This window comes from Cyanobacteriota bacterium (genome assembly GCA_025054735.1).
GTDB lineage: Bacteria > Cyanobacteriota > Cyanobacteriia > SKYG9 > SKYG9 > SKYG9.
On the sequence record JANWZG010000054.1, the window covers coordinates 2,476 to 13,226 of the forward strand.

General features: G+C 48.4%; 12 protein-coding genes. 3 read left to right on the top strand and 9 right to left on the bottom strand.

The genetic code is table 11. The annotated features are described in order from the left end of the window. The 7 genes from NZ772_04295 to NZ772_04325 all read right to left on the bottom strand — a co-directional run. The coding region (locus NZ772_04295) for a filamentous hemagglutinin N-terminal domain-containing protein (protein ID MCS6812777.1) at positions 1-794 on the bottom strand (794 nt) is incomplete at its 3' end. 835 nt (positions 795-1,629) lie between these two features. After that, a complete protein-coding gene (locus NZ772_04300; GenBank protein MCS6812778.1) occupies positions 1,630-3,066 on the bottom strand; it encodes an FHA domain-containing protein in 1,437 nt (478 codons plus the stop codon). Between the two features lie 343 nt (positions 3,067-3,409). Continuing rightward, entirely contained in the window at positions 3,410-3,661 is a 252-nt protein-coding gene (locus tag NZ772_04305) for a hypothetical protein (protein MCS6812779.1), read from the bottom strand. A gap of 140 nt (positions 3,662-3,801) precedes the next feature. Next, positions 3,802-5,643 (bottom strand): hypothetical protein, encoded by a 1,842-nt coding sequence (locus tag NZ772_04310; GenBank protein ID MCS6812780.1) that lies wholly within the window; start codon positions 5,641-5,643, stop codon positions 3,802-3,804. A 113-nt stretch (positions 5,644-5,756) separates the two neighbouring features. Beyond that, positions 5,757-5,993: a hypothetical protein gene (locus tag NZ772_04315; GenBank protein ID MCS6812781.1), complete on the bottom strand. Its 237-nt coding sequence runs from the start codon at positions 5,991-5,993 to the stop codon at positions 5,757-5,759. Positions 5,994-6,124: 131 nt separating this feature from the next. Next, positions 6,125-6,970 (bottom strand): N-carbamoylputrescine amidase, encoded by an 846-nt coding sequence (gene aguB, locus NZ772_04320; protein ID MCS6812782.1) that lies wholly within the window; start codon positions 6,968-6,970, stop codon positions 6,125-6,127. A 44-nt stretch (positions 6,971-7,014) separates the two neighbouring features. Further along, positions 7,015-7,854 (bottom strand): TlyA family RNA methyltransferase, encoded by an 840-nt coding sequence (locus NZ772_04325; protein MCS6812783.1) that lies wholly within the window; start codon positions 7,852-7,854, stop codon positions 7,015-7,017. Between the two features lie 40 nt (positions 7,855-7,894). Between NZ772_04325 and NZ772_04330 the strand changes: the two genes are divergently transcribed. Further along, positions 7,895-8,563, top strand: a complete 669-nt coding sequence (locus NZ772_04330; GenBank protein ID MCS6812784.1) for a GvpL/GvpF family gas vesicle protein — start codon at positions 7,895-7,897, stop codon at positions 8,561-8,563. Positions 8,564-8,851: 288 nt separating this feature from the next. On the opposite strand, the gene rpsD is transcribed toward NZ772_04330, so the two are convergent. Further along, positions 8,852-9,460: a 30S ribosomal protein S4 gene (rpsD, locus tag NZ772_04335; GenBank protein MCS6812785.1), complete on the bottom strand. Its 609-nt coding sequence runs from the start codon at positions 9,458-9,460 to the stop codon at positions 8,852-8,854. A gap of 95 nt (positions 9,461-9,555) precedes the next feature. Between rpsD and yidD the strand changes: the two genes are divergently transcribed. Next, entirely contained in the window at positions 9,556-9,831 is a 276-nt protein-coding gene (gene yidD / locus NZ772_04340; GenBank protein ID MCS6812786.1) for a membrane protein insertion efficiency factor YidD, read from the top strand. Here the strand turns inward: yidD and NZ772_04345 are convergent. Beyond that, positions 9,828-10,070: a galactosyldiacylglycerol synthase gene (locus tag NZ772_04345; GenBank protein ID MCS6812787.1), complete on the bottom strand. Its 243-nt coding sequence runs from the start codon at positions 10,068-10,070 to the stop codon at positions 9,828-9,830. The two genes, yidD and NZ772_04345, sit on opposite strands and share 4 nt — an antisense overlap. Before the next feature lie 315 nt (positions 10,071-10,385). Here NZ772_04345 and NZ772_04350 point away from each other — a divergent pair. Continuing rightward, positions 10,386-10,751: ABC transporter permease (locus NZ772_04350; GenBank protein ID MCS6812788.1), on the top strand; the 366-nt coding region annotated here is incomplete at its 3' end.

Here is a 10,751-nt window from a genome sequence, read left to right on the forward strand (position 1 = left end):
GTCAATAGGGCGGGTAAGGAAGTAGGGGAGAACGGAAACAGAGCAGTCTGAGTTTGCCCTCCGTGCTCTGTGCTCCATCTTGCAATCTCCAGGCTTAACAGGCTGCTAGGCTGTGACAACCGCACAAGTGAGGTTCCAGGCACAGCCAGTGTTGTAATGGATCCGTTAGGGGCTGTTAATGTTCCTGTATTAATAACAGTTCCCCCTAGCAAGGTTAAGGATTGTCCATGGTTGACCGCCAACGATCCGGCGTTGACGATGCTACCCGGTTGCAATGTATTGAACTGGAAGTGAGTAGGGTTGCCTATGAGGCTAGCGTAATTGTTGGGGCCGATCGCATGGAACCAATGATCAGCACCAAACCCAACACCTGTGGCACTAGTAGCTGTAAACGAAGCAGGAATGTTGAGGCTAGCATTCTGCCCAAAAATAATACCCGCTGGGTTGAGGAGATAAAGATTAGGATTACCACCCGTTACTTGGATTAGGCCATCAATAATAGATGGATTGCCCCCAACAACTCGACTAAGAATGTTCTGCAAATCTGGAGTTGCTAAAAAGTTGGCTGTCTGTTCCGGACTTAAACCAAATTGCTGGAAACTATGAAATAGGTTGGCACCAGATTGTGTACCACCACCAATGTTGAAATAGTTGCCATTGGGAGTAACGATTGTACCTGTGCCATCCGTAGCAGGGAGAACAGATTGTGCAAAGGCGACACTTGTATTCTTAGTTGCCAAGACTGCCAATATTGCCAACGGCAGTAGCAGGTAGTTTCCTGATTTACTCGTCATAATTGCCATCTGCTAGCTGTTATGTACCCTCATGCCTTAGCCCTAAATTGCTGACGTAGATGCATGTTCCTTGCTTACACAGTGAGCCAACCCTGAAAAAGATCTTCTACACCAAACTTCTACAAAAGTACATGAAATTGAGCTTTCTACTAAAAGGCCTTATCTAGGCTAGTTTGTCGTTGTAGGAAATGATAGAAAGTTCCAATTGTACAATTCTGCAAATCAAGTCAATTTTGGGAATTTAGCATCTTCCTTAGAGGCACTTAACAGATAACTCCAGATAACTAGTACAACTCATTCATTGGCATACGACCCATTCAACTCATCTTTCAGATAAACACAATTAACTAATGTGCAATAACCATGAATGGCAATCCAATTAATCTGTAATTAACTGCATAAAGTGAAGTAAAAATTGCCCATGCATGACAAAATCAATCCACTTCAATAAGTGCTGCATAAGGCATAAAGGGCGCAAACAATACCCTATCTAGAGTTGATTATTGAATAAAACTAGTTAACACTAGCTGAAAAGGGTGGATATTAGCTAATCACACCAATTCAAGTTACTGATAAGAACATTCGAGAATGTTACGGAGACGCACTACGAAGCATTGCATAGGGTGATATTACGCAACGCCCTAAGATTACTTAGCATTTTAGAAGAATGTGCGTAAAAAAGTTACGCGAAATGTACGGGTATTTATGAAGTTTTGATGAATTCTATGTGGAGTGTTAGCGCCCTTACCATCATGAATCGAGAAGTATAAACACAGAGTAACCACTTTTTGAAGTGGCACATTACACTAGCACAATATGCAGAAATCTCGTGCAGCTAGCAATTACTCAAGATCTCTGCTAAACAATTAGCAACCTCTTTAGCTGTGGCGTGGCGACATTCAACTCTAGGGTTAACTAATTTGATCAAAAAGTCTTTTATGGCTGGATGCAGATTTGGAATGAGCTGAATTGAGAGTTGAAACTCATTATCAACAGGCTTGTAGAACTTGCTAGGCGGCTGGCCTGTTAATAGATAAATCAAGACTGTGCCGATCGCATACAAGTCAGAGGCCGGAACAGCATGTCCTTCCTGTTGTTCTGGAGCAGCGTAGCTTTCCATCTCAATGTGGGTATCAGCCTCTAAACCGACAACCCTAACAGCCCCTACATCCAGAACTGCGATTTCGTAGCTACCATGACGATTGTTACGGCGTATCAGGTTGTTTGGTCGGAGGTTACAGTGCAGGATAGGTGGATCTAGGGAATGAAGATAATCCAGCGTGTTACAAACCTCAATCATCCATTGAATAGCCTGACGTTGGGGAACTTTGCCATTGGCAGCTACATAGTTGGCTAAGGTCTGGCCGTAGATCATTTCCATTGCTAGATAGGGCTGACTAGCAATAGAGAAAAAGTCAATAAATTGCGGAATGCTGGGATGATGCAAGCGACTAAGAACTGTAGCTTCGTGTTCAAACATGCCAATCGCTTCTGGATCGCCTAACCAATCAGCGTTAACCGTTTTTAGGGCTACTGTTTGACCGTTACGCCAAGCTAGGTAGGTAATAGCAACTCTACCTTGACCAACTACATCAACAACTTGATAGTCTGCAACCTGCTTTAGTACCCGTAGGGGCTTGCCAGTACTGAGATCGAACCGAAGGTCAACGGACTCCATCTCATGGCTGCTATGGGGGTGCCCAAGCTGCATCTCAATGTTAGGTGGCTCTACAGCCAATAGTGGCATTGCTGCTAAGTCAGGGTCAGTAATGGGAAAAAAGTGGTCTGGTAATTGATCATTACCCACAGCTTGCTGAGGAGATGGGGGAGGAGCTAGAGGCTGGTTAAGTAGAGCATGGGGTCCAGGGATAGTTTTTTCCGTGTCACCAGCCTCTGCGGTATCTGGAGTTAGCCCCAATAGACTGCCAGATACTGGAACAGCACTGCTTTTAGGTAGGCTTTCAATCGACTTGTCTCCCAGATGGATTTGGATTTTAGGGCCAGAGCGTGCTAACCGCAGAATTGTGCCATCAACGACTGGAACTTGGGTGATGCGCTTACCATCCAAGTACGTGCCATTGGTGCCCAAGTTAATTACTTCCCATTCGGAACCATTACACCGTAATTCGGCATGGTGACGGGAGACAACAGCACTGTAAAGGATTACATTGTTGTCAGTCCCCCGCCCAATCCGAATGACTGCTTCGTTGGCAAACGTCCAGCTTTGGACAGGTGTATTCTTTACAGGGTGGAGTAAAGTGAGATGAATCACATTAACAACTTAAGACTCAAACTAGTCGCACTTTTTATAGGAAGTCAAAGGATAGATCCTGATTTCCCTATACCCATCCTACGTTGATCAGAACTATTCGTAACAGGAACTCCAGATGGATGCTCGTGACTGTAGGTACTTGTGGGTATATCTGCCCTATAGTAGCGGATATTCGAGATGTCTGCGTAAGGAGTCTTGAACCTTACCCTACGTCCTTCATATATAGATGAGGCGAGTGAGCGCTATCAGCACCATGGGTTAACTCTTGGGCGATCGTTGCTTGGGCTGCCATCACTAGCAGTTCTAATTTGGTGTTGTTGCTGACTTGGGAATGAAGGGTGTCTCATAGGCTAATGATACTAGCCGTGACGGAGGATGTTAGAGTAGCGGGCAGATAAACCAAGTAAGAGATTGGCCCATAGAAAGTATCGAGCAGGGGGCCTTGACCGACCAGTTGATAAATTTTGTAACCATTGGTGAGGGCGATCATAGGAGCCAGCCTTGCACCACTCCAATACAGATGAGGTGTAATCAAGATTTGGTAAAGGGATGACTGGATGGTTGCTAAGAGTACAAAGGGTAAGCCAGCAACCACCAGACGATCGCTGAGGGGCGGCTTTGGCTGAGCGCTTAGACAGCCAAAACCCCAGCAGGGTAGCTGTTGTTAAGCAAAGAAAGAACCCTAGTGAACCGAGCAGTCGAGTATCCATAGGGGCGTGATCTCACATAATCTCATTAGTTGCTAGGCGGCAAGTTGGCGGGTGCTACAATTCTAAGCTCGTAGGCGAAGTTACTATTCTCTGTAGGCATGTCGCCAATGCCGTCGGCAATCAAGTCAAAGGCCAAGTAATAGGATCCAGGGGGGAAAATGAGTGGTAATACACCGATCGCCGATCCAGTCTGGCCTGGTGCTACAGAACTAGACAAATACAGCCAGCTTTCCGCGAATTTTTCTCCTGCTAGAGTAAACACCGATGCTCGGACTCTGGTCTCTCCTTGGCCTAGGGCGGCATTGTAACCGTACCAGCGGGAAGTGCCCACATTTTCCACAATCGCGGTTAACAATGCTCCGGTCTGGTAAGTCCCGGTTACTATTGGACTCAGAGGCACCCCTTGTTGATTGCCCACCTGCACCAGCTTAGCCCGTAAACCCCGCTGATAGTCGGGCTTGTGTACAGGTGGCTTGACCAGACGATGGAGTAGAGCATTGGCATGACGGCGAATTTGGTTGTCTTGAAAATCCCAGAGGCGTGATCGATGCACATCTACATCTAGGGGTACCTCGTTCCAGACGTTGGGAGTCAACGATCGCCGACCTGCTGCTCCTGACGCTAGCCCGAAGGTGCCCAATACTTGGGTTAAGACCGAAAATGCCAGCAATACTGAGAACAGTAATGATAGCCGGGGAGTCTCTCCCAGCCAGCGCCGACTGACTACTGTGCCCTCCGCAAGGGTGTAGTTGATTAGATAGCAAAGGGTAGGCAGCACATCCGTCATAAAGCGAGGGCCATAACAATGGCCTGCCCACCAGATAGTGTAAAAGCAATAGGTAATAAAGATGAGAAAATGACTACTGCTCAGGCACAGCAGTAGCTGCTCATGGGGCTGGTGGCGATGCCTAAAGGCTATGACTAGGCCAGGGATAGCAAAGATTACGATCGGCGAGAACAGAAGCAATCCCCGACTGGGACTGATGAGTAGCCCTGCTAAACTCTCTAGAAACTGACTAGCAGTAAAGCGATAGACAGAGCCGACGATTGACCCATATCCTCCTGACAAGTTGCCAAAGTAGTACCAGTTCCAGGCAAGCCCTGGTACAGCAGAGAGTAACCCTACAAAAAAGGGCATAGCCTGCCAGCGGTACTTAGCAACCACGTACACCAAGAGGGCGATCGTGACAATGCTGCTTGTAGGGCGAATGGATGGTAACAGGCCAACAGCACCCCCGGCTAACCCTAACCAGAGGAGGCGATAGCGGGGTACAGCTTGGTGCGATCGCAAGAGACAAACCCAAGCACTCAAAGTCATGAGGTTAGAGATGCCATGTTGCCAGAGTCCCTGAGAACTGGTAACCCAGGTATTGGTGGCAAAGGCAAAGATAGCCGTAGTGACTAAACTAATCCCCCGACTGAACTGAACCCGACTAACCAGGTAAAATAGCCCAACGGATAAGGCAGTAGTGATGGTAGCGGCTAGTTTTTCAAACAGGAGGCGATAGGTGTCAAAACTGCCATCAACCAGGTTTAAAGGCGTGCCAGTGAGTTTGAGATAAAGGTAAAACAGCAGGTAAAGTGGAAAGGTGACGATCGCCGGGCCAATGGGATAATGGGATGTCAGGTGTCCGTTCGCAGCTTCGACAAAAAATCCGTAGGGGCGGAGCATCGAAGGAATCTCCGCCTGCCGCATGATGTCGAAGTGTAGTGTGTGATATTCCAGCAGGTTGAATGCTAAAAGAGTATTGGGCACTGTGTCGCCAGAGCCGATCGTTATCCCATTCGCTAGGTAAATAAAACTGCTTACCAAGAGAATGGCTACAAACTCAAGGATGGCTAACGTACAAGCGCAATGAACCGGCATGGCGGAAGCTCTGGACAGTACGGATTCAGCATACCCATAAACCTGTCTACGGTGTGCATCGTGCCTGGAGTGTTGCTATTGCTTGCAGAGTCCAGCCCAAACTACTCTTGACCTTATAGTTTCACAACAACCTGGATAAAGCCAGAGGCTAAGTCATCAAAAATACATTCTAATAAGTTGACCTGATCCTTACTCAGTAACGATTTGAAGGTCAAGGCCGAGGCAAGCCATGTCAAATCATCGCAGGTAATCTTACCTTGCATCAGGATATTGATTAAATACTGCTTAAACCCAGTTGAATGCTGGACATCATAGTCAATTTCGTGCAGTTTCTCTAGAATGGTGTGCATGGCTGACCTTGATAATAGCAATGACGTGTTCAGGAACATTCTCACCTTACCGATTGCCGTCAGAGGGAAACATCAGCCATATGTCAGAAATCATTCCATTCAGAAAACGATGACCCGCTACTAGAGCGAGATTACAGCTCTGTGAGGATTTGGTAAAGTTCCGGACGTCGATCGCGAAAGAATCCAAAGGCGTTACGCATGTGCTGACTTAGGGCTAAATCTAACTCTGCACAGATAACCCCTTCCTCGCTCCTTCCTAGCTCTGCCAACTTGTCGCCCCGATGATTACAAATGAAGGAGGATCCGTAGAAAGTCTGTCCGCCTTCGGTGCCTACGCGATTAGCAGCTACTATAGGAATCATATTGGCAACAGCATGACCAATCATCACCCGCTGCCAAGGATCCTTAGTATCTAGTTCTGGATCGTGAGGTTCGCTGCCGATCGCTGTGGGATACAACAACACCTCTGCCCCCATTAAGGTCATGGCACGGGCACATTCAGGAAACCACTGATCCCAACAAATGCCAACTCCGAGTTTACCAAAGCGGGTCTGCCATACTCGGAAGCCAGTATTGCCAGGGCGAAAGTAAAACTTCTCTTCGTAGCCAGGGCCATCGGGAATGTGGCTCTTGCGATAAATTCCTAACAGGGTACCATCAGCATCCACGATCGCTACGCTGTTGTAATAGACTGGGCCTGCCTGCTCAAAAAACGAGACAGGGATCACCACCCCCAGTTCAGCCGCCAGTTGCTGGCAATGGGTAATGGTGGGATGTCCCTTGGCAGGTTGCGCCAATCGGTAATAGTCTTCGCGCTCTTCTCGACAAAAGTAGTGGCTTTCAAACAGTTCTGAAGGTAGAATCACCTGTGCCCCTTGGGCTGCAGCTTCTCGGATGAAGTGGCTAACGTGGCTAAGGTTGGTAGCAACCTTGGTTGTCAATTCACATTGAATAGCTGCGACAGTAAGCTTAGACATGGTTAGCAATAATCATGGAGAGACAGATGCAATGTCTGCAAATCTTAACGCTTGCATAACATCTGGTGAGCTGTTTGGGCAAGGTAGTGAATCTCACCTAAGTCAGGGGCTGTTGCACCGTTTAGACTAGCACCTGTCTGCAACCACAGCAAATATTCGACATTACCGGCTGGCCCTAGTAGTGGTGACCATGTTAGCCCTGCATAGTGCCAGCCCACCTCTTGACCAGCTTGAAGCACAGCATGGATGGCCTCTGCTTGGTCACGACTGTCTCGTACAACCCCCTTTTTGCCAACGCGATCGCGCCCCACTTCAAACTGCGGCTTCACCAACATCACCACTTCCTTGGGGGCAGCTAACAATCGCCACAGGGCAGGCATAATTTTTGTCAGGGAAATAAATGACACATCCACTACCCCCAAAGTAGCCCAACGGGAGTGATCAGCATAGACCTCGCCATAGAGATCAGTAGGTTGCAAGTGCCGCAGGTTGGTGCGTTCTTTGAGTACCAGGCGTGGATCTTGGCGCAGTGTCCAAGCCACCTGTCCGTAGCCCACATCGATGCCATAAACTTGTTTGGCTCCTGCTTGCAGCAGACAATCGGTGAACCCCCCTGTGGAGATGCCGCCGTCTAGACAAATACGATCAACGACTCTGATGGCAAACGTAGTTAAGGCTTTGGCCAATTTTTCTCCTCCACGGGACACATAGGGCGATCGCTGCTTCACTTGGATCTCGACCGTAGAGGGCACTTCCATGCTTGGTTTATCTACCACCTGTTGATCTACCATGACCTCGCCCGCTTGGATTAGCCGTTGTGCCTGTTGACGCGACTCACAAAGGTTTCGCTCCACTAGTAGTTTGTCGAGACGCTGTTTTGCCATAATGCTGAAGAGACAATCCCTATTGCCTACTGTAGTCCCAATGTACGCCTACGCACTGGTAAAAATGACGGATGCTGCCCTGGTGTTGCCTAAAGGAATAGTGGGGGAGTTGCATTTGCTGGGAACCGAAGATCTAGGAGCGATCGTCGAGCCAGCTCTGTCTATTACTGACATCCAACAGGACGATGAGCTACTGATGCAAGCTGTACTACACCACGATCAAGTTATCCGAGCCGTATTTCAACAAACTCCTCTCTTGCCTCTGCGCTTTGGCACCCAATTTACCTCCGCTGCGGTGTTATTGGCACACCTGCAAGCAGAAGCCGACACCTACCTCAGCCGACTAGCCCACCTAGCGGACAATGCTGAATATACCCTGAAGCTCATTCCCCAGCCTATGCCAGAGGAACCAATAGATTTATCCACTGCTAAGGGACGAGATTATTTCTTGGCGAAAAAGCAGCGTTACCAAGCCCAGCAAGACTGGCTCCAACGGCAAGCAACTGAGTTGACCGAGTTACAGCAGGCGATTGTCCGTTGTTACCCTACCCAACTGGATAATAATCCCCAAGATGGTCAACACCGTTGGCATATCTTGGCTCCCCAACCTGCCCCAACCCTACTGGAACAGGTGAAAATGTGGCAGGCTCAGTATCCTCACTGGGCAATTCACCTGAGTGAAGCTTTGCCTCCCTATCACTTTGTGTGAAGTAAGCGTGTAAAGTGACACCATTTTTCTCCAAAAGCCACTACGTAACCTACCAGCTCGTAAATAAGTCCGTTCTACAAGCTATCTGTAGCCGTAGTATGGAGAAGTAGTAATATCTAGAGACAAGCGTTGCCAGGTTACTTGATTGCAGATAGATATAGTCGTTGCAAGCTAGCTTGAAACACCTGCCCTTACCCCCAGCCCCCTCCCGGAGCGGGCAAGGGGGCTTAAATGTCTTTTTCTGATCTGGAATGACTGTACCATCAACCAATCAACATAAGTTGCTGTCTAGGCTTGACGAGAGTAGTATTCCACCACTAGCAGTTCATTGATTTGCAGGGCAACCCATTCCCGCTCTATGATGCCAGTGACCTTGCCAATCAATTTCTCTTTATCCAGTTCCAAGTGGCTGGGGATATTAGCCAGACCGGGATATTGCAAGTTCTGCACCACTAATTGGCGAGATGCTTCGCGATCGCGCACACTAATGACATCACCAGGACGGCACTGATAGCTAGGAATGTTCACCACCCGATCATTCACTCGAATATGCCCGTGGTTCACCAACTGGCGAGCTGCTGGAATTGTAGGAGCCATACCCAAGCGAAATACTGTATTGTCTAGCCGCATTTCTAGCAGTTGCAGCAGCACTTGACCTGTCGAACCACTAACGCGCCGCGCTTTCCGAACATAGCGCAACAATTGTCGTTCGGTTAGTCCGTAGTTGTAGCGTAGCTTCTGCTTTTCGTCTAGACGAACTGCGTACTCAGACCGCTTCTTGCGGTTTTGCCCATGTTGCCCAGGTGGATATGCCCGACGAGCAGCCTTACGAGTTAGCCCTGGTAGCTCACCCAACCGTCGGATAATTCTGAGGCGAGGACCTCGATAGCGCGCCATATACCTCCATTCATTGTCAACTTTTGCTCAGCCTATCTAGTATAAGCTGTAGAGAGAATTTTCACCATCCACATATCTCCAAAAACTAGATAGCTATGAAAGCTGTTCTGATTGCCTTGGTGAGAGGCTACCGGCTGTTAATTTCGCCACTGTTTCCACCAGTTTGCCGCTTTCAGCCGACCTGTTCGCAATATGCGATCACAGCGATTGAGCGGTTTGGGGCAGTGCGTGGCAGTTGGTTGACCTGTTGCCGCATTTCTCGGTGCCATCCCCTTCACCCTGGTGGCTATGACCCTGTGCCTACAGAGTTACCCAAGTTTGGCTGGATTGGGTCAGCTAATCATGCATCCCGTGACCACGATCGAGCTTAGGCTTGCACCTCTTCCCAAGCAATTTCAATCGCAGCTCGGTCTTTCATAGCTTGTTCTAGTAACACAATCAGCGAACGATCAGCACCAGCACTCTTGAGGAAGTCGATCGTTGTCTCATCTACACAATAGTCCACATCACCAGCACTGGTTTCATCTAACTGATCTTGCAACATCCTTAGCTGGCGATCATTAATCCGACCAACTACGGTACCGTCTACTCTGTCATACAGCTTAATCATCGGTTATATCCTTGGCTATACCCTTGATGTCCTAACTGATAGTCTGAATTGCCTGCGATCAACAATTCCTGAAATGGTTGAGAGAAGCCTCACAACTTACCTTAACAGCTTACGCGAGTTACTGATTTGCTCACGCTAATTTGCCAATGTGCATAGCATTAGGCGATCATTCAGCATATCGGCACCCGTGGGTTCCAGCCTCAACTTTCTATCGATGCTATTGTCCCACGCGCCCTAGAATAGCTTTCTATTGTAGTTTTGCGGGGTTCTCGAAACCACATCAACCTTATCTCTGGGAAAACACGGATCACCGCTATGGCTTCAAGTTCATCTCCCGGTTTGCGTAGAGTTGGTCTTTTCGGCCTATCTACCCTATCTTCTCGAATGATGGCAGTGGGCATAGCGATCACTGTTGGGTTTTTGGCCATTGCCATTGTGGCTCCTCTGGGTCAGCATTGGGGATGGCTTCAAGATCCAACCGATGCACTCCTAAACCCTATCCATGAACCGCCGTCTTTCCGGCATTGGTTCGGCACTACTCGTCAAGGCTATGATGTCTTTGCCCGAACGCTGGTTGGCAGCCAAGCGGCATTAACTGTTGTGCTCCTGGCAACACTACTGAGTTTGGTGATAGGTGTGCCCTTGGGTATGGTCAGTGGCTATTTGGGAGGCCGCTTGGAT

Coding starts and splice junctions, on each gene's coding strand:
- NZ772_04310 (MCS6812780.1), bottom strand. CDS start 5,643: ATGCCGGTTCATTGCGCTTGTACGTTAGCCATCCTTGAGTTTGTAGCC.
- yidD (MCS6812786.1), top strand. CDS start 9,556: ATGAAAGCTGTTCTGATTGCCTTGGTGAGAGGCTACCGGCTGTTAATT.
- aguB (MCS6812782.1), bottom strand. CDS start 6,970: ATGTCTAAGCTTACTGTCGCAGCTATTCAATGTGAATTGACAACCAAG.
- NZ772_04330 (MCS6812784.1), top strand. CDS start 7,895: ATGTACGCCTACGCACTGGTAAAAATGACGGATGCTGCCCTGGTGTTG.
- NZ772_04315 (MCS6812781.1), bottom strand. CDS start 5,993: ATGCACACCATTCTAGAGAAACTGCACGAAATTGACTATGATGTCCAG.
- rpsD (MCS6812785.1), bottom strand. CDS start 9,460: ATGGCGCGCTATCGAGGTCCTCGCCTCAGAATTATCCGACGGTTGGGT.
- NZ772_04325 (MCS6812783.1), bottom strand. CDS start 7,854: ATGGCAAAACAGCGTCTCGACAAACTACTAGTGGAGCGAAACCTTTGT.
- NZ772_04345 (MCS6812787.1), bottom strand. CDS start 10,070: ATGATTAAGCTGTATGACAGAGTAGACGGTACCGTAGTTGGTCGGATT.